The 26,591-nt window shown below is 73.9% G+C and carries 29 protein-coding genes; 21 read left to right on the top strand and 8 right to left on the bottom strand.

Annotation, left to right across the window (positions count from 1 at the left end):
• The 12 genes from CBZ_RS09735 to CBZ_RS09680 form a co-directional block, all read left to right on the top strand.
• Positions 1–849, top strand: an 849-nt coding sequence (locus CBZ_RS09735) for a cell division protein FtsQ/DivIB (protein ID WP_307720751.1), incomplete at its 5' end; no start/stop codon positions are given.
• Positions 850–1,116: 267 nt separating this feature from the next.
• Positions 1,117–2,364 carry a cell division protein FtsZ gene (gene ftsZ, locus CBZ_RS09730; RefSeq protein ID WP_130781361.1) on the top strand — a complete coding sequence of 416 codons (1,248 nt, stop codon included), beginning with the start codon at positions 1,117–1,119 and terminating at the stop codon, positions 2,362–2,364.
• Positions 2,365–2,366: 2 nt separating this feature from the next.
• Entirely contained in the window at positions 2,367–3,119 is a 753-nt protein-coding gene (gene pgeF / locus CBZ_RS09725; RefSeq protein ID WP_130781360.1) for a peptidoglycan editing factor PgeF, read from the top strand.
• A gap of 190 nt (positions 3,120–3,309) precedes the next feature.
• On the top strand, positions 3,310–3,792 hold the full coding sequence (locus CBZ_RS09720; protein WP_130781367.1) for a cell division protein SepF: 483 nt from the start codon (positions 3,310–3,312) through the stop codon (positions 3,790–3,792).
• Between the two features lies 1 nt (position 3,793).
• Positions 3,794–4,084 (top strand): YggT family protein, encoded by a 291-nt coding sequence (locus CBZ_RS09715; protein ID WP_130781359.1) that lies wholly within the window; start codon positions 3,794–3,796, stop codon positions 4,082–4,084.
• Positions 4,085–4,226: 142 nt separating this feature from the next.
• Positions 4,227–4,886, top strand: a complete 660-nt coding sequence (locus CBZ_RS09710) for a DivIVA domain-containing protein (RefSeq protein ID WP_130781358.1) — start codon at positions 4,227–4,229, stop codon at positions 4,884–4,886.
• A 144-nt stretch (positions 4,887–5,030) separates the two neighbouring features.
• On the top strand, positions 5,031–5,492 hold the full coding sequence (locus CBZ_RS09705) for a TraR/DksA family transcriptional regulator (protein WP_130781357.1): 462 nt from the start codon (positions 5,031–5,033) through the stop codon (positions 5,490–5,492).
• Between the two features lie 20 nt (positions 5,493–5,512).
• On the top strand, positions 5,513–6,235 hold the full coding sequence (locus tag CBZ_RS09700) for a signal peptidase II (RefSeq protein WP_130781356.1): 723 nt from the start codon (positions 5,513–5,515) through the stop codon (positions 6,233–6,235).
• The gene (locus CBZ_RS09695) at positions 6,228–7,166 is read left to right on the top strand and encodes an RluA family pseudouridine synthase (protein WP_130781355.1); all 939 of its coding nucleotides are present in this window, start codon (positions 6,228–6,230) and stop codon (positions 7,164–7,166) included. The genes CBZ_RS09700 and CBZ_RS09695 overlap by 8 nt, the downstream gene beginning before the upstream one ends.
• A gap of 131 nt (positions 7,167–7,297) precedes the next feature.
• A complete protein-coding gene (gene dnaE / locus CBZ_RS09690) occupies positions 7,298–10,837 on the top strand; it encodes a DNA polymerase III subunit alpha (protein WP_130781354.1) in 3,540 nt (1,179 codons plus the stop codon).
• A 73-nt stretch (positions 10,838–10,910) separates the two neighbouring features.
• Positions 10,911–11,351 carry an ArsR/SmtB family transcription factor gene (locus tag CBZ_RS09685; RefSeq protein WP_130781366.1) on the top strand — a complete coding sequence of 147 codons (441 nt, stop codon included), beginning with the start codon at positions 10,911–10,913 and terminating at the stop codon, positions 11,349–11,351.
• Positions 11,348–11,848: an SRPBCC family protein gene (locus tag CBZ_RS09680; RefSeq protein ID WP_130781353.1), complete on the top strand. Its 501-nt coding sequence runs from the start codon at positions 11,348–11,350 to the stop codon at positions 11,846–11,848. Before CBZ_RS09685 ends, CBZ_RS09680 begins: the two co-directional genes overlap by 4 nt.
• Positions 11,849–11,927: 79 nt before the next feature.
• On the opposite strand, the gene CBZ_RS09675 is transcribed toward CBZ_RS09680, so the two are convergent.
• A complete protein-coding gene (locus tag CBZ_RS09675) occupies positions 11,928–12,146 on the bottom strand; it encodes an RNA-binding S4 domain-containing protein (RefSeq protein ID WP_130781352.1) in 219 nt (72 codons plus the stop codon).
• Between the two features lie 138 nt (positions 12,147–12,284).
• Here CBZ_RS09675 and hisD point away from each other — a divergent pair, with 138 nt between their 5' ends.
• Positions 12,285–13,607: a histidinol dehydrogenase gene (hisD, locus tag CBZ_RS09670; protein WP_130781351.1), complete on the top strand. Its 1,323-nt coding sequence runs from the start codon at positions 12,285–12,287 to the stop codon at positions 13,605–13,607.
• Between the two features lie 145 nt (positions 13,608–13,752).
• Here the strand turns inward: hisD and adhP are convergent, their stop codons facing one another.
• Positions 13,753–14,784, bottom strand: coding sequence for an alcohol dehydrogenase AdhP (adhP, locus tag CBZ_RS09665; RefSeq protein WP_130781350.1), 1,032 nt, complete (start codon positions 14,782–14,784; stop codon positions 13,753–13,755).
• A gap of 175 nt (positions 14,785–14,959) precedes the next feature.
• On the opposite strand from adhP, the gene CBZ_RS09660 reads away from it, so the two are divergent.
• From CBZ_RS09660 to CBZ_RS09635, 6 genes are all read left to right on the top strand, one after another.
• Positions 14,960–16,102 (top strand): histidinol-phosphate transaminase, encoded by a 1,143-nt coding sequence (locus tag CBZ_RS09660; RefSeq protein ID WP_130781349.1) that lies wholly within the window; start codon positions 14,960–14,962, stop codon positions 16,100–16,102.
• Positions 16,099–16,737, top strand: coding sequence for an imidazoleglycerol-phosphate dehydratase HisB (gene hisB / locus CBZ_RS09655; RefSeq protein ID WP_130781348.1), 639 nt, complete (start codon positions 16,099–16,101; stop codon positions 16,735–16,737). The genes CBZ_RS09660 and hisB overlap by 4 nt, the downstream gene beginning before the upstream one ends.
• Positions 16,734–17,228, top strand: a complete 495-nt coding sequence (locus tag CBZ_RS09650; RefSeq protein WP_130781347.1) for a hypothetical protein — start codon at positions 16,734–16,736, stop codon at positions 17,226–17,228. Before hisB ends, CBZ_RS09650 begins: the two co-directional genes overlap by 4 nt.
• Positions 17,229–17,358: 130 nt before the next feature.
• A complete protein-coding gene (hisH, locus tag CBZ_RS09645) occupies positions 17,359–18,009 on the top strand; it encodes an imidazole glycerol phosphate synthase subunit HisH (protein ID WP_130781346.1) in 651 nt (216 codons plus the stop codon).
• 50 nt (positions 18,010–18,059) lie between these two features.
• Entirely contained in the window at positions 18,060–18,800 is a 741-nt protein-coding gene (gene priA, locus CBZ_RS09640) for a bifunctional 1-(5-phosphoribosyl)-5-((5-phosphoribosylamino)methylideneamino)imidazole-4-carboxamide isomerase/phosphoribosylanthranilate isomerase PriA (protein ID WP_130781345.1), read from the top strand.
• 33 nt (positions 18,801–18,833) lie between these two features.
• Positions 18,834–19,568, top strand: coding sequence for an SseB family protein (locus tag CBZ_RS09635; protein WP_130781344.1), 735 nt, complete (start codon positions 18,834–18,836; stop codon positions 19,566–19,568).
• A 66-nt stretch (positions 19,569–19,634) separates the two neighbouring features.
• On the opposite strand, the gene CBZ_RS09630 is transcribed toward CBZ_RS09635, so the two are convergent.
• From CBZ_RS09630 to CBZ_RS09620, 3 genes are read right to left on the bottom strand one after another with little or no spacing between them, the layout of a single operon-like run.
• Positions 19,635–20,057, bottom strand: coding sequence for a spore germination protein GerW family protein (locus CBZ_RS09630; protein ID WP_130781343.1), 423 nt, complete (start codon positions 20,055–20,057; stop codon positions 19,635–19,637).
• A gap of 38 nt (positions 20,058–20,095) precedes the next feature.
• A complete protein-coding gene (locus tag CBZ_RS09625; protein WP_373862164.1) occupies positions 20,096–20,809 on the bottom strand; it encodes a S1C family serine protease in 714 nt (237 codons plus the stop codon).
• 26 nt (positions 20,810–20,835) lie between these two features.
• On the bottom strand, positions 20,836–21,408 hold the full coding sequence (locus tag CBZ_RS09620; RefSeq protein ID WP_246013223.1) for an efflux RND transporter periplasmic adaptor subunit: 573 nt from the start codon (positions 21,406–21,408) through the stop codon (positions 20,836–20,838).
• A 231-nt stretch (positions 21,409–21,639) separates the two neighbouring features.
• Between CBZ_RS09620 and CBZ_RS09615 the strand changes: the two genes are divergently transcribed.
• Positions 21,640–22,989: an MFS transporter gene (locus tag CBZ_RS09615; protein ID WP_130781342.1), complete on the top strand. Its 1,350-nt coding sequence runs from the start codon at positions 21,640–21,642 to the stop codon at positions 22,987–22,989.
• A gap of 9 nt (positions 22,990–22,998) precedes the next feature.
• Here CBZ_RS09615 and CBZ_RS09610 read toward each other — a convergent pair whose 3' ends face one another.
• The 3 genes from CBZ_RS09610 to CBZ_RS09600 form a co-directional block, all read right to left on the bottom strand.
• Positions 22,999–23,397, bottom strand: coding sequence for a DUF1844 domain-containing protein (locus tag CBZ_RS09610; protein WP_246013222.1), 399 nt, complete (start codon positions 23,395–23,397; stop codon positions 22,999–23,001).
• Between the two features lie 75 nt (positions 23,398–23,472).
• The gene (locus tag CBZ_RS09605; RefSeq protein WP_130781341.1) at positions 23,473–24,975 is read right to left on the bottom strand and encodes a catalase; all 1,503 of its coding nucleotides are present in this window, start codon (positions 24,973–24,975) and stop codon (positions 23,473–23,475) included.
• 50 nt (positions 24,976–25,025) lie between these two features.
• Entirely contained in the window at positions 25,026–25,445 is a 420-nt protein-coding gene (locus CBZ_RS09600) for a Fur family transcriptional regulator (protein ID WP_130781340.1), read from the bottom strand.
• 406 nt (positions 25,446–25,851) lie between these two features.
• Between CBZ_RS09600 and infC the strand changes: the two genes are divergently transcribed.
• The coding region (infC, locus tag CBZ_RS09595; RefSeq protein WP_246013225.1) for a translation initiation factor IF-3 at positions 25,852–26,591 on the top strand (740 nt) is incomplete at its 3' end.

The following is a 26,591-nucleotide window of genomic DNA, read 5'->3' as shown; positions in this document are numbered from 1 at the left end:
GCCGCCGAGACCGCTGCGCCGGACGGGACGCCGTTCGGTCGCGCCGTGACGACGTACACGGCGGGCTCCCGCACGCTGGGACCCCGCGGCGGGCCCGTCGCGCCGCCGGTCGTGTCGCCGACGTCGTCGGCCCGGTTCGCCGAGCGGGCCCGTGCCCGGCGCACGGTCGCGCGCCGCAAGGCCGCGGGGATCGCGGGCGGGACGGTCGTCGTCGGCGCGCTCGGCTGGCTCCTGCTGCTCTCGCCGGTCCTGGCGCTGGAGCCGCAGGACGTGCAGGTCGAGGGTGCGGGCACGGTCGTCGCCGTCGACCAGGTGCTCGCCGTCGCGGACGCGCACGCGGGCACGCCCCTGCCGCGCCTCGACACGGTGGGGCTGCGCGACGAGGTCCTCGAGGTCCCCGGCGTGCGCGAGGCGCGCGTGACGCGCGCGTGGCCGCACGGGCTGCTCGTCGTGCTCGTCGCGCGCGAACCGGTGGCGGCCGTGCCGGAGGACGGCGCGACGGGGTTCGCCCTGCTCGACATGGAGGGCGTGCAGGTCGGCCGGGTGGACGCGCCGCCGGACGGGCTGCCGGTCGTGGACGTGCCGGTGGGCGACGCGCGCACGCTGAGCGCGGTGCTCTCGGTCCTCGAGCAGCTGCCCGCGGACCTGCTCGCGCAGGTGCAGGGCGTGTCGGCGAGCACGCAGGACACCGTCGCGATGCAGCTGCGCGACGGCGTCACGGTCGAGTGGGGCTCTGCGTCGGAGACACCGCTGAAGATCGCGGTGCTGTCGACGCTGCGGTCGTCGGGTGCGGCGGCGGGGGCCACGGTGATCGACGTGTCGGCCCCGCGTCTGCCGATCACGAGCTGATCGTGGAGGGATCGCGCGACGCTCGCGGCACGGGCCGCCCGCACGGTCGCGGCGGTGGTCGGGGGAACTCGTCGAACCCGTCGCCAGACACGCGGCGTCGGTCGTTGAACGCGGGGCGTGCGGCACCTAGCGTCACGCACTGACAACGCTCCTGACATAACTCTAACCCTCAACCTGAACGTGAAGGTTGAACCTCGACCGCGCGTGTCGCGGTCGGACCCCCGCGGGCAGCACCCCGCGATCGGCTCGGAACGAGAGGCACCCACCGTGGCAGCTCCGCAGAACTATCTGGCGGTCATCAAGGTCGTCGGCATCGGCGGCGGCGGCGTCAACGCCGTGAACCGCATGATCGAGGTCGGCCTCAAGGGTGTCGAGTTCATCGCCGTCAACACCGACGCCCAGGCCCTGCTGATGTCGGACGCCGACGTCAAGCTCGACGTCGGCCGCGAGCTCACGCGCGGTCTCGGTGCCGGCGCGGACCCCGAGGTCGGCAAGAAGGCCGCCGAGGACCACGCCGAGGAGATCGAGGACGTCCTGCGCGGCGCCGACATGGTCTTCGTCACCGCGGGCGAGGGCGGCGGTACCGGCACCGGCGGCGCGCCCGTCGTCGCGCGCATCGCCCGCTCGCTGGGCGCCCTCACCATCGGGGTCGTCACGCGCCCGTTCACCTTCGAGGGGCGTCGCCGCTCCGTGCAGGCGGACACCGGCATCGAGGCGCTGCGCGCCGAGGTCGACACGCTCATCGTCATCCCCAACGACCGCCTGCTGTCGATCTCCGACCGCTCGGTCTCCGTGCTCGACGCGTTCCACTCCGCCGACCAGGTGCTGCTGTCCGGCGTCCAGGGGATCACCGACCTCATCACCACGCCGGGCCTCATCAACCTCGACTTCGCCGACGTGAAGTCCGTCATGCAGGGCGCCGGATCGGCGCTCATGGGCATCGGCTTCGCGCGCGGCGAGGACCGGGCCGTGCAGGCCGCCGAGATGGCGATCTCCTCCCCGCTGCTCGAGGCGAGCATCGACGGCGCGCACGGCGTGCTGCTGTCGATCCAGGGCGGCTCGGACCTCGGCCTGTTCGAGATCAACGAGGCCGCGCGCCTCGTCCAGGAGGCCGCGCACCCCGAGGCGAACATCATCTTCGGTGCGGTCATCGACGACGCGCTCGGCGACGAGGTCCGCGTCACGGTCATCGCCGCGGGCTTCGACGGCGGCGGCCCGGTCGTCCGCCGCGACTCGCGCGCGCTCGGCCAGGTCAGCGGCGCGTCTGTGCGCCAGGTCCCCACGGTCAGCGCCGTGCCGACGCCGCGCCCGGTCGTCGACCCCGAGGACGAGGTCCTCCCGGTCGGTGCCTACGCGGCCGCGCGGCCCGCCGCGAAGCCCGAGGTGCCGGCGTTCCTCTCCACCGAGGCGGAGCCGACCCCGATCACGGGTGCGCTCGAGGTCCCGCGGATCTTCTCCGAGGAGTCGGCCCGCCGGGAGCGCGAGGAGCTCGACGTCCCCGACTTCCTCAAGTAGTCGTGGCGGCGCAGCCCGGGCCGGTCGTCCTCGCGGTCGACCTCGGCCCGGGCGTCCGGGCGGGGTTCACGACGCGCGCGGGCGGCGTCAGCGCGGAGCCGTACGGCGGCCTCAACCTCGGTGCGGGCGTCGGGGACGACCCGGCCTCCGTCGCCGAGAACCGCTCCCGCGTGGCCGGGTGGGCCGGCGCACCCGTGGCGTTCGGCACCCAGGTGCACGGGCGTGACGTCGCGGTCGTGACGTCGTCCGGCGACCCGGACCCGCTGGCCTCCGTCGGGGAGGTCGACGCGCTGGTCGCGTCCGGCCCCGGTGTCGCGGTCGGCGTGCTCGTCGCGGACTGCGTGCCGATCCTGATCGCGGACGCCGAGGCCGGGCTCGCCGCCGCGGTCCACGCGGGGCGACGCGGCCTGGTCGCGGGCGTCGTCGAGGCGGCCGTCGAGCGGCTCGTCGCCCTCGGGGCGCGCCACGACCGCCTGCGCGCCGCGGTCGGACCGTCGATCGCCGGCGCGTCGTACGAGGTGCCGGCCGAGCTGCGCGACGAGGTCGCCGACGTCGTGCCCGACGTCGCGGCGCGCACGGCGTGGGGGACGCCCGCGCTCGACCTGCCGGCCGGGGTCCTGGCCGTCCTGCGCGGAGCCGGCGTCGAGGGCGTCGAGCACGTCGCGCGCGACACGTACCTCGACGAGACCCTCTTCTCCTACCGCCGCACGGGTCGCACGGGGCGGTTCGCCGGGATCGTCCGGACCCCGCGCTGAGCGTCCCGACCGGGGGCGCGGCACCACGATCGGGCGAGACCTGCACGTCGCGGGCGTGTCGCGGTGGCGGTCTGAGCACGCGTTGCTAGCGTGACCGTCGGAGGGAGCCCGTCGCTCCCGGTGCCGGACTCCCGGCCCGGGCCCGGGCCCGGGAGCAGGACCGGAGATGATCCGGGGAGGGAGCCAGGCGATGGCCGGAGCGCTGCGCAAGACGATGCTGTACCTCGGCCTGGCCGATGACCGGTCCGAGCACGAGGAGTACCTCGAGGACCTCGACGCAGGAGATGTCGCCGTGGAGCACGAGTACGAGGCCCAGGTCACCCCGCTGCACCGTCCGGCCCCGCGGACCCCCGCGCCGGTCGCGCAGCCCGCACCCGCCGTCGGCGACCTGCGCCGGATCACCACGATCCACCCGCGGTCCTACAACGACGCGCGCAAGATCGGCGAGGCGTTCCGCGAGGGCACGCCCGTCATCATGAACCTCACCGACATGGACGACGCGGACGCCAAGCGTCTCGTCGACTTCTCGGCCGGTCTGATCTTCGGTCTGCACGGCGCGATCGAGCGCGTGACCAGCAAGGTCTTCCTGCTGTCCCCGGCGCACGTCGAGGTCGCGGGCGACCCCGCCGCCGAGCAGGTCGTCGGCCGCTCCGGCTTCTACAACCAGAGCTGACGTGGGACTGGTCTTCAGCGTCCTGTACCTGGTCGTCCTGGCGTTCTTCCTGATCCTGCTCGTGCGTCTGGTCCTGGACTGGGTCCAGTTCTTCGCCCGTGACTGGCGCCCTCGGGGTGTGGCGCTCGTCATCGCGGAGGCCACGTACACCGTCACGGACCCGCCGCTGAAGGCGCTGCGACGCGTGCTCCCGCCCGTCGGGATCGGCTCGGTGCGCCTCGACCTGGCGTTCTTCGTCCTGGTCCTGGGGTGCTCGCTGCTCATGGCGCTGCTCAGCCGCCTGGCCTCGTGACAGCCCTCGCGACCGGGATCCGCGGGTCCTTCCCGGACGTGTGTCGGGGGGCGTGCCCCTCCGACAATCTCCGCTACGGTGGCCCGAGGTGGTCGGTTGACTGCCACGGCCCGACACAGCTCGACCGACAGAGGTGACGACGATGGCACTGCTGACCGCAGACGACGTCCTGAACAAGAAGTTCCAGGCGACGAAGTTCCGCGAGGGGTACGACCAGGACGAGGTCGACGACTTCCTGGACGAGGTCGTCAACACCCTGCGCGAGCTGCAGAACGAGAACGAGGACCTCAAGACGAAGCTCGCCGCGGCGGAGCGTCGCATCGCCGAGCTGAGCCGCGCAGGCGCCCAGCAGGCCGCGCCGGCCCCGAAGCCGGAGCCCGCGCCCGAGCTCGTGAAGCCGCAGCCGGCGCCCGTCGTCGCACCGGCGCCCGTCGCCGCGCCCCAGCGTCCCAGCGAGCCCGAGTCCGCGACCGGCATGCTCGCCCTCGCGCAGAAGCTGCACGACGACTACGTCCGCAGCGGCCAGGAGGAGTCGGACCGGCTCGTCGGCGAGGCGAAGACGCAGGCCAACCGCATCGTGCGCGAGGCCGAGGAGACGTCGCAGCGCACGCTCGGCCAGCTCGAGCAGGAGCGTTCGCTCCTCGAGCGCAAGATCGACGAGCTGCGCGTGTTCGAGCGCGACTACCGCACGCGCCTCAAGAGCTACCTCGAGAACCTGCTCGGCGACCTCGACAACCGGGGCAACGCCCTCCCGCCGCGCTCCGGTCAGGCGCAGCCGGTGGGCGACGGCCAGAACCTCTGACCAGGGGCGACGCCCGGGCCGCGTCGCCACAGGTCGGCACAGCACGACAACACACCACGCCGGGTTTCACCCGGCGTGGTGTGTTGTGTCATGACGTTTCCACGCATAAAGTCGCGTGACTTCGAGGACAGGGGGGACCTGGACGTGGCAATCAACGACGCACTGAGCGATGTCGCCGTGACGCCGGACACGAAGGACCTGAGCAAGCTCGTGAAGCAGTTCCCGGTGCGCGACGGCGAGACCCCCTGGACCGCGAGCGAGGTCAAGGAGGTCGCCGAGGAGCTGACGGCGGACATCGACCGGCTGACGAGCGAGCTCGCCGCCGCCGATGCCGAGCTCTCCGACCTGCTGCGCAACTCCGGCGACGGCGCCGGCGACGACCAGGCCGACTCGGGTTCGTCCGCCCTCGAGCGCGAGCAAGAGCTCACGCTCGTCAACAACACGCGCGACCTGCTCGCGCAGACCCAGCGGGCGCTGGGACGCATCTCGACGGGCACCTTCGGGACCTGCGAGTCGTGCGGCCGGGCCATCGGCAAGGCGCGCGTCCAGGCCTTCCCGCGGGCGACGCTCTGCGTCGAGTGCAAGCAGCGCGAGGAGCGTCGCTGACGCGCCCGTAGACTCCTGCGGTGCCCTCCACGACGGATCCTCGGCCGGTCGCGCCCGCGACACCCCCCGCACGCAGGCGGCGCCTGCTGACGACGCTCGTCGTGATCGCCGCGGGGGTGCTGCTGCTCGACCAGGCGTCCAAGCAGTGGGCGCTCGCGACGCTCGAGGAGGGCACGCGCCGCGCGCTCGTCGGTGACCTGCTCGGGCTCCAGCTCGTCTTCAACCCCGGTGCCGCGCTGTCCATCGCGACCGGCATGACGTGGGTCCTGACGATCGTGGCGACCGTGGTCGTCGTGGTCGTCGTGCGGGCGGCGAGCCGGATCGGCTCCGCGCTGTGGGCCGTCGCCCTCGGGCTGCTGCTCGGTGGTGCGATCGGCAACCTCGTCGACCGGTTCGCCCGGGAGCCCGGCTTCGCGCGCGGGCACGTCGTCGACTTCATCGCCTACGCCGACTGGTTCGTCGGCAACGTCGCGGACATCGCGATCGTCGGCGCTGCGGGGCTGATCGTGGTGCTCGCGGCCCGTGGCGTGCACCTGGACGGGTCGCGCGACGGCGACGCGACGGGTGCGGAAGACACGGACGCAGCTGCCGACGTCGCCGGGACCGCCGACGTGGACGGGACGGCCGATGTCGACGGCGCCGACGGTACGGCGCCCACCGCGGGCTCAGCGGACGACGTCCGGGGCGCCGCTGGGCCGGCCGGCACCGGTGCTGGTGCGACCGTGGAGCGTCCCGGTGCCTGAGGTCCGCGCGCTGCCCGTCCCCGACGGCCTGGCGGGCGAGCGGGTCGACGCGGCGCTGTCGCGGCTGCTCGGCCTGTCCCGGACACGCGCCGCGGAGATCGCCGCGGCGGGCGGGGTGCGTGTCGACGGGCGGGAGGTCGGCAAGTCGGACCGGCTGGTCGCGGGCGGCTGGCTCGAGGTCGAGCTGCCCGACCCCCGGGCGGAGTCGGCGCCGGCGGTCGTGCCCGAGCCGGTGCCCGGCATGCGGATCGTGCACGACGACGACGACGTGGTCGTCGTGGACAAGCCCGTCGGGGTCGCGGCGCACCCGTCGCCGGGCTGGACGGGGCCGACGGTCGTCGGCGCGCTGGCCGCCACGGGCTACCGGATCTCGACGTCGGGCGCCGCGGAGCGCCAGGGCGTCGTGCACCGCCTCGACGTGGGCACGTCGGGGCTCATGGTGGTCGCGAAGAGCGAGCACGCGTACACGGTGCTCAAGCGGGCGTTCAAGGAGCGCACGGTCGAGAAGGTCTACCACGCGCTCGTGCAGGGGCACCCGGAGCCGACGACGGGCACGATCGACGCCTCGATCGGGCGGCACCCCTCGGCGGACTGGAAGTTCGCGGTCGTGGCGGACGGCAAGCCGTCGGTCACGCACTACGAGGTGCTCGAGATGCTCCCGTCGGCGTCGCTCGTCGAGGTGCACCTCGAGACGGGCCGCACCCACCAGATCCGCGTGCACTTCGCGGCGCTGCGGCACCCGTGCGTGGGCGACCTCACGTACGGCGCCGACCCGACGCTCGCGGCGCGCGCGCGGCTGTCGCGGCAGTGGCTGCACGCGGTCCGGCTGGGCTTCGAGCACCCGGGGACGGGGGAGTGGCTCGAGGTCACGAGCGAGTACCCCCAGGACCTAGCCGACGCGCTGGACACACTCGGGGCGGGCTACCGCTGACCGTCCGCGCGACGTCCTGGAGGGTGGCGCGCACACGTCCGAGGTGAGCCGTCCGGCGTGTCGTGCACGCCACCTCCGACACAGTCGCGGGGCGGCCGGAGGTGTCGGCGGGGCCACCTAGGATGGCCCGCATGTCATCTGCTGGAGGCTCCGACTTCGTCCACCTCCACGTGCACACCGAGTACTCGATGCTCGACGGCGCGGCGCGGCTGGGGGACCTCTTCGCGGAGGTCGAGCGGCAGGGCCAGACGGCGATCGCCACGACCGACCACGGGTACCTGTTCGGGGCCTACGACTTCTGGTCGAAGGGCACGGCCGCGGGCATCAAGCCGATCATCGGCGTCGAGGCGTACGTCACGCCGGGGACGAGCCGGTTCGACCAGACGCGCGTGCGGTTCGGCGTCCAGGGCCAGGAGGCGGACGACGTCTCGGCGCGCGGTGCGTACACGCACATGACGCTGCTGGCCCGGAACAACGAGGGCCTGCACAACCTGTTCCGGGCGTCGTCGCTGGCGTCGCTCGAGGGGCAGATGGGCAAGTGGCCCCGCATGGACCGGGACCTGCTGGAGACGTACGGCTCGGGGCTGCTCGCGACGTCGGGCTGCCCGTCGGGGGAGATCCAGACGCGGCTGCGCCTGGGCCAGTGGGACGAGGCCGTCCGGGTGGCGGGCGAGCTGCAGGACATCTTCGGCAAGGACTTCTTCTACATCGAGCTGATGGACCACGGGATCGACATCGAGACCCGCGTGCTCAAGGACCTGCTGCGCCTGTCGGAGACGATCGGCGCGCCGCTCGTCGCGACGAACGACCTGCACTACGTCAAGCAGGAGGACAGCGCCTCGCAGGAGGCGCTGCTCGCGATCAACTCGGGGTCGACGCTCGCGGACCCGGACCGGTTCAAGTTCGACGGCGACGGCTACTACGTGAAGTCCGCGGCGGAGATGAGGCGCATCTGGGCGGAGCTGCCCGAGGCGTGCGACAACACGCTGCGGATCGCGGAGCAGTGCGAGGTCTCGTTCAACACGTCGGCGAACTACATGCCGAACTACCCGGTCCCGGCGGGCGAGGACGAGACGAGCTGGTTCGTCAAGGAGGTCGAGGCGGGCCTGCACCACCGGTACCCGGGCGGCATCCCGGACGAGGTGCGCAAGCAGGCGGCGTACGAGACCGAGGTCATCACGCAGATGGGCTTCCCGGGGTACTTCCTCGTGGTCGCCGACTTCATCAACTGGGCCAAGGACCACGGCATCCGCGTGGGTCCCGGCCGTGGCTCGGGTGCCGGGTCGATGGCCGCGTACGCGATGAAGATCACCGACCTCGACCCGCTGCAGCACGGCCTGATCTTCGAGCGGTTCCTCAACCCCGACCGCGTCTCGATGCCCGACTTCGACGTCGACTTCGACGAGCGTCGGCGCGGCGAGGTCATCCGGTACGTGACGGACAAGTACGGCGAGGACCGCGTCGCGCAGATCGTCACGTACGGCACGATCAAGGCCAAGCAGGCCCTCAAGGACTCCGCCCGGCTGCTCGGCATGCCGTTCGCGATGGGGGAGAAGCTCACCAAGGCGATGCCGCCCGCGATCATGGGCAAGGACATCAGCCTCACGGGCATCTTCGACCCGGCGGACAAGCGGTACCACGAGGCCGAGGAGTTCCGTCAGGTCCACGCCACCGACCCGGAGGCGCAGCGCGTCGTCGAGCTCGCGAAGGGCATCGAGGGCCTGAAGCGGCAGTGGGGCGTGCACGCGGCCGGCGTCATCATGTCGAGCGACCCGCTCATCGACATCATCCCGATCATGCGGCGGCCGCAGGACGGCGCCGTCATCACGCAGTTCGACTACCCGACGTCCGAGGGCCTCGGCCTCATCAAGATGGACTTCCTCGGGCTGCGGAACCTCACGATCCTCGACGACGCGCTCGAGAACATCGTGATGAACGGCAAGGACCCGGTGGTCCTCGAGGAGCTCGAGCTCACCGACCCGAAGACGTTCGACCTGCTCGGACGCGGCGACACGCTGGGTGTGTTCCAGCTCGACGGCGGCGGCATGCGGACCCTGCTGCGCCTCATGCGCCCCGACAACTTCGAGGACATCTCCGCCGTCGGCGCGCTGTACCGCCCGGGCCCGATGGGTGCGAACTCGCACACCAACTACGCGCTGCGCAAGAACGGCGCGCAGGAGGTCACGCCGATCCACCCGGAGCTCGCGGAGCCCCTGGAGGACATCCTCGGCACGACGTACGGCCTGATCGTCTACCAGGAGCAGGTCATGGCGATCGCGCAGCGCGTCGCCGGGTACTCGCTCGGCCAGGCCGACATCCTGCGGCGCGCGATGGGCAAGAAGAAGAAGTCCGAGCTGGACAAGCAGTTCGAGGGCTTCTCCGGCGGCATGCAGGAGCGCGGCTTCTCGATGGCCGCGGTGCAGACGCTGTGGGACATCCTGCTGCCGTTCTCCGACTACGCGTTCAACAAGGCGCACTCGGCGGCGTACGGCGTCATCTCGTACTGGACCGCCTACCTCAAGGCGAACTACCCGGTCGAGTACATGGCGGCGCTGCTCACGTCGGTCAAGGACGACAAGGACAAGTCGGCCCTGTACCTCGGCGAGTGCCGGCACATGGGCATCACGGTGCTCCCGCCGGACGTGAACTCGTCGGCCGCGAACTTCACGGCCGTCGGCACCGACATCCGCTTCGGCCTCACGGCGGTGCGCAACGTCGGCGCGAACGTCGTCGACGCGATCGTGCGGACCCGCGAGGAGAAGGGCGCGTTCACGTCCTTCACCGACTTCCTCGAGAAGGTGCCCGCGGTCGTCTGCAACAAGCGGACCATCGAGTCGCTCATCAAGGCGGGCGCGTTCGACTCGCTCGGGCACCCGCGGCGCGCGCTGCTGCTCGTGCACGAGCAGGCCGTCGACTCGGTCATCGGGGTCAAGCGCAAGGAGGCGGAGGGCCAGTTCGACCTGTTCGCCGACCTCATGGGCGGCGACGACGGCACCCCCGGCTTCGCGGTCGCGATCCCCGACCTTCCCGACTGGGACAAGAAGCAGCGGCTCGCCTTCGAGCGGGAGATGCTCGGCCTGTACGTGTCGGACCACCCGCTGTCGGGCATCGAGCACGTGCTCGCGGCGGCGTCCGACGTGTCGATCGCCACGCTGCTGGCCGACGAGGCGCGTCCCGACGGATCGACCGTCGTCGTGGCCGGCCTGGTGACGTCGCTGCAGCGCAAGATGTCGAAGCAGGGCAACCCGTGGGCCGCCGTGACGATCGAGGACATGGAGGGCTCGGTCGAGATCATGTTCTTCGGCGAGACCTACCTGGCGTACTCGACGGTCCTCGCCGAGGACGCGGTGGTCGTCATCAAGGGCCGGGTGCGCCGTCGCGACGAGACGATGCAGCTGCAGGCGATGGAGGTGTCTCTGCCGGACGTCTCGCAGGTCGCCGACGCGCCCGTCGTGGTGTCGCTGTCGGTCGCGCGGTGCACGCAGCCGCTGGTCGAGCGCCTGCGCGAGGTGCTGTCGACGCACCCGGGCATCACCGAGGTGCACCTGCGCCTGACGAGCCCGGGGCGGGCGACGGTCATGCGGCTCGGCGACGGGTTGCGGGTGGAACGGTCGCCGTCGCTGTTCGGCGACCTCAAGGCGCTCCTGGGACCGAGCTGCCTGTCGGCCTGAGGCGTGTCCGCCGACACCTCATGTGACGCTTGAGTTATATAACTCGCAGTGCAAACATGGCGTCGTGGACGTGATGGAGGCGCTGGGGGACCCCGTGCGACGGCGGCTCGTCGAGCTGCTCGCCGACGGGACGCGCAGCGCCGGTGACCTCGCCGCGGCCGTCGGGGACGAGTTCGGGATCAGCCAGCCCGCGACCTCGCGGCACCTGCGCGTGCTCCGCGAGGCGGGCGTCGTCGAGTCGCAGGCCCAGGGTCCCGTGCGGCTCTACGCGGTCCGACCCGAGCCGCTCGACGAGGTCGAGCGCTGGGTACGGACCGTGCGGCGGTACTGGGAGCCACGGCTCGACGCCCTCGGGACCGAGGTCGCGCGCGGGAAGCGTGCGCGGCGGCTCGCCGCCGACGACGGCGCCGCCGACGACGATGCCGACGGCCGTGTCGACGACCCGGCTGGCGACCGGGCTGGCGACCGGGCCGGCGTTCATGCGGGGAGCACCGACGAGCGGAGGACGACATGAGCGGCACGGACCTGCGCGGGGTGCTGAGCACCACGCCGAGAGGGGCGACCGTCCGGTTCGAGCGTCGGTACGCGACCGACGTCGACGACCTGTGGGCGTGCGTCACCGACCCCGAGCGCGTCGCGCGCTGGCTCGGACCGCTGCACGGCGACCTGCGGGTCGGTGGGCGCTACGAGCTGCGGATGGGGGAGGACGAGCCGGGCGCCGACCAGAACGCGACGGGCGAGGTCCTCGTGTGCGACCGCCCGGACCGGCTCGACGTCTCGTGGCAGTTCCCCGGCGAGCCCGTCACGCACGTCGGCGTCACGCTGCGGGCTGACGGCGACGGGACGGTGCTCGTGCTCGAGCACCGCGACCTGACCGAGCCGGCGGCACGCGGCTACCTCAGCGGGTGGCACGCCACGCTCGACCAGCTCGACGACCAGGTCGCCGGGCGGACGGTGCGGGACTGGGGCGAGCTCTTCGGCGCCGCCCAGCCCCTCTACCGGCAGGACTGACCCCGCAGCACTGACCCGGCAGGACTGACCCGGCGGGACAGACCGCCGGGCCGGGTGGTGCGCCCGGCCGGGACGGCCGTCAGCCGACCGTCGCGGACACCACGCCCGTCGGCAGGTCGACCTCGACGCGGTCGCCCCGGACGAGCTGACGTCCGCGACGCGCCTCCGGCTCGCCGTTGACGCTCACCGCGCCGTCGTCGAGCAGCTCGCGCGCCTGCGCGCCGGTCTCGGCGAGGTCGGCGAGCTTGAGGAACTGGCCGAGGCGGATGGAGTCGTCGGCGATGGGCACGCGCGTCATGGCAGCAGTCTGCCCGGTCGCGGCGTGGCCGCCGGACGCGGCTGCGGCACGGCCCCGGCAGTGTGCCGTCGCGTCGTCGCGCGCGACCGCACCGTGGTCGACCGGGAAAGGCCGTGCCCGCGCTCGTAGACTCGGGCCGTGATCTCCCGAATCGACCTGCGCGGTCGCGTGCTGTCCCGTCGTGAGCTCCTCGCCGAGCTGCCTCGCGCGGAGGTCGACGTCGAGCACGCCGCGCAGACGGTCGCCCCGATCATCGAGGGCGTCCGGGCCCGCGGCGCCGCCGAGCTGCGGGACCTCGCCGAGCGGTTCGACGGCGTCCGGCCGCACCACCTGCGCGTCCCGGCCGAGACCGTGGCCGCCGCGGTCGACCGGCTCGCGCCCGAGGTGCGCGACGCGCTCGAGGAGACGATCCGTCGCGTCCGCCGCGTGCACGCCGCGCAGCGGCCGGAGGACTTCACGGTCGAGGTCGCGCCCGGTGCGACGGTCCGCCAGCGCTGGCTCCCGGTGCGCCGCGTCGGCCTCTACGTGCCGGGCGGTCTCGCGGTCTACCCGTCGTCGGTCGTCATGAACGTCGTGGCCGCGCAGGCCGCGGGCGTCGGGTCGCTCGCCGTGACCTCGCCGCCGCAGAAGGACGAGGGCGGGCTGCCCGACCCCGTCGTGCTCGCGACGTGCGCGCTGCTGGGCGTCGACGAGGTGTACGCCGTGGGCGGGGCGCAGGCGGTCGCGATGCTCGCCTACGGCGCCGCGGGCTCGCAGGAGCAGGACGGCACGACGCTGTGCGAGCCCGTCGACGTCATCACCGGCCCGGGCAACGTGTACGTCGCCGCGGCGAAGCGGCTCGTGCGCGGCGTCGTCGGCATCGACGCGGAGGCAGGGCCCACGGAGATCGCGATCCTCGCGGACGGCACCGCCGACGCGACGCACGTCGCCGCGGACCTCGTCTCGCAGGCCGAGCACGACCCGCTGGCCGCGGCCGTCCTCGTCACGCCGTCCGTCGAGCTCGCGGGCGCTGTCGAGGCCAAGCTCGCCGCACGCGTCGAGGTGACCCGGCACCGCGAGCGTGTGACGCGCGCGCTGACCGGGACGCAGTCCGCGATCGTCCTGGTGGACGACCTGGACGCCGGCCTGGACGTCGTCAACGCCTACGGCGCCGAGCACCTGGAGATCCAGACCGCCGACGCGGCGGCGCTCGCCGACCGAGTCACGAGCGCCGGGGCGATCTTTGTCGGCCCGTACGCACCCGTCTCGCTCGGCGACTACATGGCGGGGTCGAACCACGTCCTGCCGACCGGCGGCTGCGCGCACTTCGCGAGCGGGCTCGGCGTGCACTCGTTCCTGCGCGCCGTGCAGGTCGTCGAGTACGACGCGGACGCGCTGGCCCAGGTCGCCGACCGCATCGTCGCGCTCGCGGACGCCGAGGGTCTGCCGGCGCACGGCGAGGCGGTCCGCGCCCGGTTCTGACGGGCTCTGACGGGCGCTGACCGGCGCTGACCGGCGCTCACCGGTTCTGGCGCCGACGCGTCACCGCCTCGGCCCGCCGGTCGGGGCGCGAGCGCGCGCCCACGCCTCGACCGTCAGGTCAGGTCAGGTCCGGGTCGGGCCGGTGTCAGGTGTGCTGCAGGTCGAGGACGACCCTCCCGTCGACCCGTCCGTGCGTGAGGTCGTCGAGCACCTCGTTGACCGCGCCGAGCGGCCGCACCGTGAACGTCGGCCCGACCTTCCCGCGCGCGAAGAAGTCGAGCGCCTCCGTCATGTCGGCGCGGGTCCCGACGATCGAGCCGCGCACCGTCAGGCCGTTGAGCACGGTCGTGAAGATGTCGAGCGGGAACTGCTCGGGCGGCAGGCCGACGAGCGACACCGTCCCCCCGCGGCGCAGCGCACCGACGGCCTGCGGGAACGCGACGCCGTTGACGGCCGTGACGAGCGCGCCGTGCACGCCGCCGGTGAGGTCGCGGACCTGCGCGACCGGGTCGTCGACCGTCGCGGCGTTCACGCCGACCTCGGCGCCGTGCTTGAGCGCGAGGTCGAGCTTCGCGTCGTCGACGTCGAGCGCGACGACCCGCCGGCCCATCGCGACCGCGTACTGGACGGCGAGGTGCCCGAGGCCGCCGACGCCCGAGACGAGGACCCAGTCGCCGGGCTGCGTGTCGGTCGTCTTCAGGCCCTTGTAGACGGTCACGCCGGCGCACAGGATCGGCGCGGCTGCGGCGGGGTCCACGCCCGGTGGGACGAGCGGGCAGTACCGGGAGTCGACGAGCATGTACTGCGCGAACGAGCCGTCGACGGAGTAGCCGCTGTTGCGCTGTCGCGGGCACAGCGTCTCCCAGCCGGTCGCGCAGTACTCGCACTCGCCGCAGGCGGACGCGAGCCACGCGTTGCCGACGCGGTCGCCGACCGCGACGCGCGTCACCTCGTCGCCGACCTCGACGACGGTGCCCACGCCCTCGTGGCCCGGGACGAACGGGAGCGCCGGCTGCACCGGCCAGTCGCCGCGCGCGGCGTGCAGGTCGGTGTGGCACACGCCCGTGAACTCGACGCGGACGAGGGCCTCGTGCGGGCCGGGAGTGGGGACCGGGACCTCGGTGATCTCCAGGTCCTCGGTGAACGAGCGGACCACGGCCGCCAGCATCGTGCGCATCAGCGTCCTCCTCGACGGTGCGCGGTGCCCGGGGGTGCGAGCACCGGGTGCAGCACGCTCGTGACGTGCCGCGCCCTTCGACGCTAGGACGGGGCGCCCCGGCGTGGTGGGGACGTTCGTCCCCGGCGGCGGACGGCGCGGCCGTCGCACGGACGGGCTCCCTAGAATCGGTGCCGTGACCGCCGACCTCGCCCGTCCCGCGCTGCCGCTGCGCCCCGAGCTCGCGGGGCTCGAGCCGTACGGCGCCCCGCAGCTCGACGTGCCGATCCTGCTCAACGTCAACGAGAACCCGTACGCGCCGTCCGAGGAGGTCGTCGCCGACGTCGCGCGGGCCGTGGCGGACGCGGCGCGCGGGCTCAACCGGTACCCGGACCGGGACTTCGACGCGCTGCGCGCCGACCTCGCGGACTACCTGGCGGTCGAGTCGGGGGTGCGCGTCGACCCCGGGCAGGTGTGGGCGGCGAACGGGTCGAACGAGATCATGCTGCACGTCCTGCAGGCGTTCGGCGGCCCCGGCCGCACCGCGTTGTCGTTCGCACCGACGTACTCGATGTACCCGGAGTACGCGCGCGACACGTCGACGGCGTGGGTCACGGGCCGCCGCGAGGAGGACTTCGGGCTCGACCCCGACGTGGCCCGCGCGACGATCGCCGAGCACGCCCCGTCGGTCGTCCTGCTCGCGAGCCCCAACAACCCGACGGGGACCGCGCTGCCTGCGTCGACCGTGCTCGCGGTGCTGGACGCCGCCGCGCAGGTGCCCGGTGGCTGCGTCGTCGTCGTCGACGAGGCGTACGGGGAGTTCCGGCGCCGGGGCACGCCGTCCGCGCTCGAGCTGCTCGACGACCACCCGCACCTCGCCGTGAGCCGCACCATGTCGAAGGCGTTCGGCCTCGCCGGTGCGCGCGTCGGGTATCTCGCGGCGTCGACCGCCTTCGTCGACGCGCTGCGCGTCGTGCGGCTCCCGTACCACCTGTCGGCCGTGACCCAGGCGGTCGCGCGCGCGGCGCTCGCGCACGCGCCGAGCCTCATGGCGCAGGTCGGCGCGCTGCGCGACGAGCGGGACGCGCTCGTCGTCTGGCTGCGCGAGCGCGGGCTGCGGGTCGCGGACTCCGATGCGAACTTCGTCCTGTTCGGCACGTTCGACGACCGTCGGGCCGTCTGGCAGGGTCTGCTCGACCGCGGTGTCCTCATCCGGGAGGTCGGGCCGCAGGGGTGGCTGCGGGTGTCGGTGGGCACCCCGCAGGAGACGGCGGCGTTCAAGGACGCCCTGACGCAGGTCGTGGGACTCGTCCCGGCCGGCAGCGAGGAGGAACGGTGAGCACTCCGACGACCGCGGGGACACCGACGACCGCGGCGCCCCGCACGGCGCGGGTCGAGCGTGCCACGAGCGAGTCGAGCGTCGTCGTCGAGGTCGACCTCGACGGCACGGGACGCACCGAGATCTCGACGACGGTGCCGTTCTACGACCACATGCTCACGGCGCTCGGCAAGCACTCGCTCATCGACCTCACGGTCCGGGCGACCGGCGACACGCACATCGACGCGCACCACACCGTCGAGGACGTCGCGATCGCGCTCGGCGAGGCGCTGCGCGTCGCGCTCGGCGACAAGCGCGGCATCTCCCGGTACGGCGACGCGACGGTGCCGCTCGACGAGGCGCTCGCGCAGGCCGTCGTCGACGTGTCCGGCCGTCCGTACCTCGTGCACTCGGGCGAGCCCGCCGGCCAGGAGTACCACCTCATCGGCGGCCACTTCACGGGCTCGCTCACGCGGCACGTCCTGGAGTCGATCGCGCACCACGCCGCGTTCAGCATCCACGTGCGGGTGCTGGCGGGCCGGGACCCGCACCACATCGTCGAGGCGCAGTTCAAGGCGCTCGCGCGGGCCCTGCGGTTCGCGGTCGCGCTCGACCCGCGCGTCGACGGCATCCCGTCGACCAAGGGCGCGCTGTGAGCGGCGACCAGCCCGGACCCGACGACGTCGTCGTCCCCGACGACCTGTCGTCGCTGCTCGACGGCGGCGCCGAGGTGCCGTCGGTCGCGCTCGTCGTCACGCAGGTCGCCGTGCCCGCGCCGCTCGCGGCGGCGTGCGCGCTCGCGCAGGTCGACGTGGACGCCGTCCCGTCGGGCGTCGGGGCGATCGCCGTGCTGCGCGACCCCGCGGCGGCGCCCGTGGGTGCCGAGGCGATCTCGAAGCTGCTGCGTACCCTGCCGGTGATCCTGCTCGAGCGGCGCGAGGGCCAGATCACGGCGACGCGGTGGATCGGCGGCAGCCGTGACGACGAGCTGCCCGCGGGCCTCGTGCTGTCCGACGCCCCCGCCGTGCTCGAGGACCTGCTGCTCGGGTCGGTCGCAGCGGCCGACGTCCCCGGCGTGGTGTCGAGCGTCGGGATGTCGCGCTGGCAGGCCATGCGGGCGCTCGCGGGAGCGCGCAAGGGTCGCTGACCGGCACGCCGGATGGTGAGCGCGCGAGGGTCGCGGACCGGCGCGACTTCCGGCAGCGGGCGTCGCGTCGCGGCCGTCTCGCCGACCGGCGCCCGCCGCGGCCTGCGCACGCTCCCGGTAACCTGAGCCGGTGCCCACCCAGCCCCGCGTCGTCGTCCTCGACTACGGCTTCGGCAACGTCCGCTCCGCCGTGCGCGCCCTGCAGCGCGTCGGCGCGCAGGTCGAGCTGACCGCGGACAAGCACGCCGCGACCGAGGCCGACGGCCTGGTCGTGCCGGGTGTCGGCGCCTTCGCCGCCGTCATGGGCGGACTGCGCGCGGTCGGCGGCGACCAGGTGGTCGACCGGCGGCTCGCGGGCGGCCGTCCCGTCCTCGGCATCTGCGTCGGGATGCAGGTGATGTTCGCCGAGGGCGTCGAGCACGGCGAGCGCACCGACGGGCTGGGGGAGTGGCCCGGGGTCGTCGACCGGATCGAGGCCGACGTCGTCCCGCACATGGGCTGGGCGACCGTCGAGCCGCCCGCCGGCTCGACGCTGTTCCGCGGGCTCGAGCACGAGCGGTTCTACTTCGTGCACTCCTACGGCGCCCGCTCGTTCCCCCTGACCGACGAGAGCGAGGGCGCGCACCCGTTCACCGCGCCGCTCGTGACATGGGCCCGGCACGGCGACCGCTTCGTCGCCGCCGTCGAGAACGGCCCCCTCGCCGCGACCCAGTTCCACCCCGAGAAGTCGGGGGACGCGGGCGCCCAGCTGCTGGCCCACTGGGTCGACTCGCTGCGCTGACCCCGCTCACCCGTCCCACCCCGAAACGCACCACGCCCCGGAGGACCCCCATGACCGACCGCCTCGAGCTGCTGCCCGCCGTCGACGTCGCCGACGGCCAGGCCGTCCGCCTCGTCCAGGGGGAGGCCGGGTCCGAGACGGGGTACGGCGACCCGCTCGCCGCGGCGCTCGACTGGCACGTCGGTGGCGCGGAGTGGATCCACCTCGTCGACCTCGACGCGGCCTTCGGGCGCGGGTCGAACGCCGACCTGCTCGCCGAGGTCACGCAGGACCTGGCCGGCAAGGGCGTGAAGATCGAGCTGTCGGGCGGCATCCGGGACGACGCGTCGCTCGCGCGCGCGCTCGGCACGGGGGCGACGCGCGTCAACCTCGGCACCGCCGCGCTCGAGGACCCGGAGTGGACGGCCCGCGTCATCGCCGAGCACGGCGACCAGATCGCGGTCGGCCTCGACGTGCGCGGCACGACGCTCGCGGCGCGCGGCTGGACGCAGGAGGGCGGCGACCTGTGGGAGGTCCTGGCCCGGCTCGACGCCGCCGGGTGCTCGCGGTACGTCGTCACCGACGTGACCAAGGACGGCACGCTGCGCGGCCCGAACGTCGACCTGCTGCGCGAGGTGTGCGCGCGGACGGACGCGCCCGTCGTCGCGTCGGGCGGCGTGTCGAGCCTCGACGACCTGCGGGTGCTGCGCACGCTGGTCCCGGTCGGCGTCGAGGGGTCGATCGTCGGCAAGGCTCTCTATGCGGGCGCGTTCACGCTGCCCGAGGCGCTCGACGTCGCCGGCCGTCCTTGACGTCCGGCCCCGACCGACCCTGACGGACCGCCGATGAGCACCGGACGCGCCCTGCCGCCCTCGTCACCGTTCGCCTCCGACGACGGCTCCGCCGACCCCGCGGTCGCCGCCGCCCTGGCGGCGCTGGGCTCGGGCGAGGGGACGCTCGCCGCCGTGGTCGAGGCGCTCGCGGGCACGCGCGTCCTCGTCCCGGTGCTCGCCGAGCTCGAGGTCGCGGACGTGGTCGAGCACGACGGGCACCAGCACACGGTCGACAAGGAGGCCTCGGCGGGCATCGTCGCGCTGCAGACCCCCGACGGCCGCACCGCGCTGCCCGCGTTCACGAGCGTCGCCGCGATGGCCGCGTGGCGCACCGACGCCCGACCCGTGCCGACCGACGTCACGCGCGCCGCGCTGTCGGCCGTGCAGGAGGGCTGGGAGGTCGTCGTCGTCGACCCCGGCGGTCCCCTCACGGCCCTGCTGCCCCGGACCGCCGTGTGGGCCCTCGCGCAGCAGCAGCCGTGGCGCCCGGCCGTCGTCGGCCGCGCCGTCGACCCCGACGTCGCCGTCGCCGTCGAGAGCGCGCTCGCCCCCGTCGGCGGCGTCGTGACCGCCACCGCCGAACCGGGCGCGCGCGCCGAGGTCGCCGTCGTCCTCACCCTCGTGCCCGGCCTGGACCGGGCCGGGCTCGACGCCGTCCTCGCGCGCGTCAACGGCGCGCTGGCGGCCGACGCAACCGTCACCGAGCGCGTGGACTCGCTCGAGCTGCGCCTGCGTTCGGCCGGCTGACCGCAGGCGCGGGCCGCGCGGGTGGCCGGTTGATCGCAGGCGACACCGCGGCAACCGCCGAGGAGGTCAGCGGCGGCGCCGGAACGCCCAGGCGAACGCCACGACCGCTGCCGTGGTGGCCGCGACCACCTGCCCGCCGAGGATCACGCGGTTGAGGTCGAGCGTCGGCCGCCACTGCACCCCCGCGCCGTCGACCACGAAGACGCCGACGGCCTTGACGTGCGCCGCGTAGCCGCCGCCCCCGCCGTGACCGAGGCCGTGGCTCACGTGCGGCTCGACCTCCGAGGAGCGGCGGCCGAACGTCGGGCCGGACGGCAGGTCGCTCTCGCCGCCGCCCGAGCCCATCCCGGTGGCGCCCGAGACGCGCGCGACGGGGATGACGAGCACGCCCTCGCGCTCGTACGCCTCACCGAAGACGCGTCGGACGGTGAGGTTGTCGTTGGCGGCGCTGGCGAGCAGCGACGGGTCGAAGCGGGGTGCGTCGGACATCGGTGCCTCCGTGGTCTCAGGAGCAGGTCACGCGCGGGTCAGGAGCAGGTCGGCGCCGCGGTGAACGCCGACTCGTCGTCCAGCATGGACCGCAGCGTGCTCACGGGCACCACGAAGCTGTACCCCTGCTCGTCCTTGGCGTAGACGACGCCGATCACGCGGCCGTCCGCGTCGAGCGCCGCGGACCCCGAGCTGCCCGGCTCGACGGGGGCGTCGGTCACGAGGACCTCGCCGAGGTTGACGTTGAGCGGGTCGGTCGTCGCCCCGAGGACCGTGCCCGTCGTGATCGTCAGCCGCTGCCCCAGCGGGTACCCGACGACCGTCACGGCGTCGCCGGTCACCGGGTCGGCGTCGGCGAGCTCGGGTGCGGCGGGCAGCGGGTCGGCCGTGCGGACGATCGCCAGGTCCGCGAGCCCGGCGGTGCTCGCCGCGGTCGCCGCGACGTCGCGGCCGTCGTAGGTGCTGAGCTGCAGCGTCGCCGAGTCCTCGACGACGTGCCGGTTCGTCACGAGCGTGTTCGCGTCGATCGCGAAGCCGGACCCCGTGGAGAGCGACCCGCACCCGATGTTGCGGATCCGCACCGCCATGCGTTGCGCCGCGTCGAACCCGTCGGGGGACAGGTTCCCTGACGACGTCGGGGCCGCGGCCGGGTCGCGGCTCGGCACGACGCTCGTGGGAACCGGGGCGGGCATCGCGGGCAGCGCCGCACAGCCCGTCGGGGCGGCGCACGCGACGAGGACGGCCACGGCCACGGCCGCGCGGGTCCGCCGGCGGCCCGTCACCGGTCGAGCTCGCGCTGCAGGGACGCGTTCGCGTCGGTCGCCGCGCCGCAGACCCGGTCGACGTCCGTCGCGAACCGCTCCAGGTCGGCCGCGTCGTACCGGTCGGACTCGCGCAGGTAGCCGATGAGGCGCTCCTGGCCGTCGATGCAGTTCGCGAGCGCGGTGGCGACCTGCCCCGCTGCCTGAGAGACGCGGGCCTGGTAGTCGGCGAGCTGCTGCTGCGAGGCGGTCGTGTCGCCGAGCCGGGCCTTCTCGTCGGCGAGCTCGGTGATGCGCTGCTGCGCGGTCGCGAGCTGCGTCTGGGTGTCCGCGAGCTCGGCGTGGGCCGCCTCGAGGTCGGTCTGGGCCTGTGCGAGCTGCGTGCCGTGCGTGCGCGCGAGGTCCTCCCAGTCGGCGGCGGTGCGCTCCCACGCGCGCGTGGTGGTGACGAGCCGGACGGTGAGGAGCGTGCCGAGCACCAGGACGAGCACGAGGACGCCCGCGAGGACACCGACGGCCGCACGCCGCGGGCGCCGGGGCGCAGCGCCGTCCGGCGGCGGTGCGTGCGTCAGGGGTGAGGAGGCGGTCACCGGCGGGAGCGGCGCGGTGGGTGCCCCCGACGGGGCAGCGGGCGACGGTGGTCGCGCGGGGACCGGTGGGTCGGACGGGCCGGCAGGGGGTGTCTCGGTCGGCATCGCCCCAGGATAGGAGCGTGGCGCGGGCCCGGGTCGCCCAGCTGGGTGACGCACCGGGCGGACGTGCCGCGCGCCACGCCGCGGCCGCCCGGAAATGGCTCGGAGCGGCGCGCGCCCCGGGCGACAATGGAGCCCGTGTCCCGCTTCCCCTACGGCGCCCTGCTGCGCCTCCCGGGGGTGGGGCGGCTGTTCGCCGTGTCGTTCGTCGCCCGCATCCCGCACGCCATGACGGGCGTCGTCCTCACGCTCCACGTCGTCACCTCGCTCGGTCGCGGGTACGCGCAGGCCGGTCTCGTGGCCGGTGCGATGACCGTCGGCGCGGCCGTGGGGGCACCGTGGCGCGGGCGGCTCGTCGACCGCATCGGCCTGCGGCGCGCCGTCGTCCCGTCGGTCGTCGTCGAGTCCGCCGTGTGGGTGTGCGCGCCGCACCTGTCCTACGAGGCGCTCGTCGTGGCCGCGTTCGTCGGCGGCCTGTTCCTCGTGCCCGTGTTCTCGGTGACCCGGCAGTCGCTGTCCGTCATGGTGCCGCTCGCCCAGCAGCGGTCCGCGTTCGCGCTCGACTCGGTCGCCGTCGAGGTCACGTTCATGCTCGCGCCCGTGCTGGGCGTGGTGCTCGCGACACAGGTCTCGACGTTCGCGGCGCTGACGTTCGTCGGCGTCACGACCGTCGGCGCGGGCGTCCTGCTGCTGTGGGCGAACCCGCCGACCCGGTCGGTCGCGTCGCTCGACGCCCCGCCGGTGAGCGGGCGTCGCGAGAAGGTGCTCGGGCCGGACCTCGTGGTCGTCCTGCTCGCCGCCGTCGCCGCGTCGTTCGTGCTCGTCGGGACGGACGTCGCGCTCGTCGCGTCGCTCAACGACGTCGGCCGCGCGGGCGACGTGGGCTGGATGATCGCGTTGTGGGCGGGCGGCTCGGTCGTCGGCGGCCTCGTCCACGGCGCGCGCCACCGCTCGCCGTCGCCGCTCGCGCTCGTCGCGATCCTGGCCGTGGCGACCGTGCCGGCGGCGTTCGCGCCCGTGCCGCTGTGGCTCGCGCTCGCGGTCGTGGTCGCCGGGCTGCCCTGCGCACCCGCGCTGTCGTCGATCAACGCGACCCTCGTGCGCCTGGTGCCGGAGCACCGCCGCGGCGAGGTCATGGGCTGGAGCGGGACGATGTCGACCGTCGGCAACGCCCTCGGCGCGCCGCTGTGCGGGTGGGTCATCGACCGCGCGACGCCCGGGGCGGGCTTCCTCACCGCGGCGGCGGTCGGGGGTGCCGTGGCGGTCGGGGGGCTCGTCGTCCTGCGCCTCGCGGCGGTGCGTCGCGGCCCGGTGGCCCTGGCCGTCCCGGCCGACGCGCGGACCGCTGCGGACGTCGCCGACCTGGAGAGGACGCCCGCGGACGTCGTCGGCCCGGAGACGACGCCCTCGGACGTCGCCGGCCCGTCGAGCGAGCCGGCAGACGTCACCGGACACGAGAAGGCGCCCGCGGCCGTCTGACCGCGGGTGTCAGACCACCGAGCCCGTGAACTTCTCGCCGGGACCCTCGCCGGGCGCGTCGGGGATCACCGACGCCTCGCGGAACGCGAGCTGCAGCGAGCGCAGGCCGTCGCGCAGCGAGCGCGCGTGCTGGTTGCCGATGTCGGGCGCCGACGCCGTGACGAGCGCGGCGAGCGCGGTGATGAGCTTGCGGGCCTCGTCGAGGTCCTGGTACTCGGCACCGCGCCCGTCGGGGCCGTCCTCCGCGAGGCCGCACTTCACGGCGGCGGCGCTCATGAGGTGCACGGCCGCGGTGGTGATGACCTCGACGGCGGCGACGTCGGCGATGTCGCGCGTCGCTCCCGTGACGGTGTCGGTCTCGGTGGTGCCCACGGTGGGCTCGGCGGTGTCGCCGGAGGGGACGGTCATGGGACCGATCCTCTCATCGCCGGACGGCGAGACCCCGCCCCCCGGGTGCGGAGGGGACGGGGTCTCGGTCGTCGGTCAGGCGACCGGCACGCTCGCCGTGGCGGGCTCGCCGTTCTCGACCGGCGCGGTGCCGTTCAGCGCAGCCCGGAGCGCAGCGCCGAGGCCCGCGTCGACCTGCGTCCAGTACTGGATCGCGCGCTCGCGGATGTCGTCCCGGCGGACGCCGCCGACGTGCCCCGTGATCGTCGTGAGGAAGCGCGCGCGGGCGGCGTCGTCGAACACGTCGCGGTAGAGCGTGCCGGCCTGACCGAAGTCGTCGTCCTCGGCGTGCAGCGTCGCGGCGGCGCGGACCATCGCGCCGTCCGACTCCCAGCCGCCCGACTCGGCCGCCCGGGCCGGGTCCGCGGCAGGACCGCCCGCGGAGTTCGGCGCGTACACGGGGACGTCGGGGCCGGCGAAGGAGATGCGGGCCGCGCCGTCCTTGGAGTACGAGTGCACCTCGGAGTGCGGGGCGTTCACGGGCAGCTGCGCGTGGTTGGTCCCGACGCGGTACCGGTGCGCGTCCGCGTAGGAGAAGATCCGCGCGAGCAGCATCTTGTCCGGGCTGGCGGCGATGCCGGGCACGAAGTTCGACGGCGCGAACGTGGCCTGCTCGATCTGCGCGAAGTAGTTGTCGGGGTTGCGGTTGAGCTCCATCACGCCGACCTCGACGAGCGGGTAGTCCGCGTGCGGCCACACCTTCGTCAGGTCGAACGGGTTGAAGCGGTAGGTCTTCGCGTCCTCGTACGGCATGACCTGCACGGACAGCGTCCAGCGGGGGAAGTCGCCCTCGGCGATGTGACCCCACAGGTCGCGGATGTGGTGGTCGGCGTCCGACCCCGCGAGCTGCGCGGCCTCGTCGGCGGTGAGGTTGTCAATGCCCTGCTGCGTCGTGAAGTGGTACTTGACCCAGAACCGCTCGCCGGCGGCGTTGACCCACTGGTACGTGTGCGAGCCGAAGCCGTCCATGTGCCGCCACGACGACGGCAGGCCGCGGTCGCCCATGAGCCACGTGACCTGGTGCGCGGACTCGGGGGAGAGGGTCCAGAAGTCCCACTGCATGTCGTTGTCGCGCAGGTGCGTGCCCGGCAGGCGCTTCTGCGAGTGGATGAAGTCGGGGAACTTGATGCCGTCACGGATGAAGAACACCGGGGTGTTGTTGCCGACGAGGTCGTAGTTGCCCTCGGACGTGTAGAACTTCAGCGCGAACCCGCGCGGGTCGCGCCACGTGTCGGGCGAGCCGTTCTCGCCGGCGACCGACGAGAAGCGCGCGAGCATGTCGGTGCTCACCCCCGGCTGGAACAGCGCGGCCCGGGTGTACGCGCTCACGTCGCCGGTCGTCGTGAACGTGCCGAAGGCGCCGCCGCCCTTCGCGTGCACGACCCGCTCGGGCACGCGCTCGCGGTTGAACTGGGCGAGCTTCTCCACGAGGTAGTGGTCGTGCAGGACGATCGGGCCGTCGGACCCGACCGCGAGCGAGTGCGCGTCGGACGCGACGGGCGCGCCGGCGTTCGTGGTCGTCGGGGGCACGTGAGACATGGGTGTCCTCTCCAGGGTGGGTGGTGCGGCAAAGGTGGGGGCGCGGGGGCTCAGGACTCGGCGGTGGCCGCGCAGGCGGGGCACAGGCCCCAGAACGTCACCTCGGCGGTGTCGACGGCGAAGCCCGACGTGGACGAGGGGGTGAGGCAGGGGGAGTGGCCGACGACGCAGTCGACGTCGTCGATGGCGCCGCAGCCGCGGCACACGACGTGGTGGTGGTTGTCCCCGACGCGCCGCTCGTACCGCGCGGCGTGGCCGGCGGGCTCGATGCGGCGCAGCAGCCCGGCGGCGGTGAGCGCGCGGAGCACGTCGTAGACCGCCTGCACGGAGACGGACGGCACGCGCTCGCGCACGAGGCGCAGCACGGTGTCCGCGTCGGCGTGCGGGGTGCGGTGCAGCGCGTCGAGCACGGCGACGCGCGGACTGGTCACCCGCAGGCCGTGGCTGCGCAGGAGGGCGGTGTCGTCCACGGCCCCAGCCAAGCACCGAGACTGGAATAGTTCAAGTTTACCGACGGTTGACGCAGGGGTCGCCGGACGGTGCCGTCGCCGCGTGGGGCGTGCGCGCGCCGCCGTCTGGTAACCTTGTCCACGACTGACCTGCGACCGCGCTCCGCTCCCTTCACGGGGAACGGGATCCGACGGTCCAGGGGCACAAGTGGAGAACCTCCCACCTGGGTCTCGACCGACCGGCTCGCGCCGGCGACAGGGACCGGGTCCCAGTCCGTGACGTCGGCGGTTCGTCCCGCCGGCGGGTGTCGTGGCGACCATTCCGGTCGCGCGTGCGCCGCGGACGTACGAGGCCTCCTCCTGTGCTCAGGACGGGGGCCTTCCTCGTTCCTGACGGTCCGCCCACGACGAACCCGAGGAGCACCACATCAGCGAGCCCCGCATCAACGATCGGATCCGCGTCGCCGAGGTCCGCCTGGTCGGCCCCAACGGCGAGCAGGTCGGCATCGTCCGCGTGGAGGACGCACTGCGCCTGGCCCAGGACGCCGACCTCGACCTCGTCGAGGTCGCCCCGGACGCCCGTCCGCCCGTCTGCAAGATCATGGACTACGGCAAGTTCAAGTACGAAGCAGACATGAAGGCCCGCGAGGCCCGGCGCAACCAGACGAACACGGTCCTCAAGGAGATCCGTTTCCGGCTGAAGATCGACCCGCACGACTACGGCACCAAGAAGGGCCACGTCGAGCGGTTCCTCAAGGCCGGCGACAAGGTCAAGGTCATGATCATGTTCCGTGGCCGCGAGCAGTCGCGCCCGGAGATGGGCATCCGCCTGCTGCAGCGCCTCGCCGACGACGTCGCCGAGCTCGGCTTCGTCGAGAGCTCGCCCAAGCAGGACGGGCGCAACATGATCATGGTGCTCGGCCCGACCAAGAAGAAGGCCGACCAGAAGCAGGAGCTGCGTCGCGCGGCCCAGGCCGCCGCCCGTGCGGCCGGGGACGAGGACGACGCCCCCGCCGTCGAGGAGCTGATCCCGTTCGACGTCGCAGCCGCGCAGGCTGCGCCGGCGACGACGCCCGAGCCGGCCGCAGCGCCCGCCCCGGTCGTCGAGGAGCCCGCAGCTCCCGCCGCGTCGGCCCCGGCTGCGCCGCGCACGCCCGCACCGCGGAC

Origin of the sequence: Cellulomonas biazotea, assembly GCF_004306155.1 — a bacterium.
Lineage (GTDB): Bacteria > Actinomycetota > Actinomycetes > Actinomycetales > Cellulomonadaceae > Cellulomonas > Cellulomonas biazotea.
This window is presented reverse-complemented; position numbering and strand designations above follow the sequence as displayed.

What these genes read in the sequence shown, in the direction of transcription:
- CBZ_RS09720 (WP_130781367.1), top strand. Translation starts at nt 3,310, where the DNA reads ATGGCCGGAGCGCTGCGCAAGACGATGCTGTACCTCGGCCTGGCCGAT.
- CBZ_RS09710 (WP_130781358.1), top strand. Translation starts at nt 4,227, where the DNA reads ATGGCACTGCTGACCGCAGACGACGTCCTGAACAAGAAGTTCCAGGCG.
- dnaE (WP_130781354.1), top strand. Translation starts at nt 7,298, where the DNA reads ATGTCATCTGCTGGAGGCTCCGACTTCGTCCACCTCCACGTGCACACC.
- CBZ_RS09685 (WP_130781366.1), top strand. Translation starts at nt 10,911, where the DNA reads ATGGAGGCGCTGGGGGACCCCGTGCGACGGCGGCTCGTCGAGCTGCTC.
- CBZ_RS09680 (WP_130781353.1), top strand. Translation starts at nt 11,348, where the DNA reads ATGAGCGGCACGGACCTGCGCGGGGTGCTGAGCACCACGCCGAGAGGG.
- CBZ_RS09675 (WP_130781352.1), bottom strand. Translation starts at nt 12,146, where the DNA reads ATGACGCGCGTGCCCATCGCCGACGACTCCATCCGCCTCGGCCAGTTC.
- adhP (WP_130781350.1), bottom strand. Translation starts at nt 14,784, where the DNA reads ATGCGCACGATGCTGGCGGCCGTGGTCCGCTCGTTCACCGAGGACCTG.
- priA (WP_130781345.1), top strand. Translation starts at nt 18,060, where the DNA reads ATGACCGACCGCCTCGAGCTGCTGCCCGCCGTCGACGTCGCCGACGGC.
- CBZ_RS09635 (WP_130781344.1), top strand. Translation starts at nt 18,834, where the DNA reads ATGAGCACCGGACGCGCCCTGCCGCCCTCGTCACCGTTCGCCTCCGAC.
- CBZ_RS09630 (WP_130781343.1), bottom strand. Translation starts at nt 20,057, where the DNA reads ATGTCCGACGCACCCCGCTTCGACCCGTCGCTGCTCGCCAGCGCCGCC.
- CBZ_RS09615 (WP_130781342.1), top strand. Translation starts at nt 21,640, where the DNA reads ATGGAGCCCGTGTCCCGCTTCCCCTACGGCGCCCTGCTGCGCCTCCCG.
- CBZ_RS09610 (WP_246013222.1), bottom strand. Translation starts at nt 23,397, where the DNA reads ATGACCGTCCCCTCCGGCGACACCGCCGAGCCCACCGTGGGCACCACC.
- CBZ_RS09605 (WP_130781341.1), bottom strand. Translation starts at nt 24,975, where the DNA reads ATGTCTCACGTGCCCCCGACGACCACGAACGCCGGCGCGCCCGTCGCG.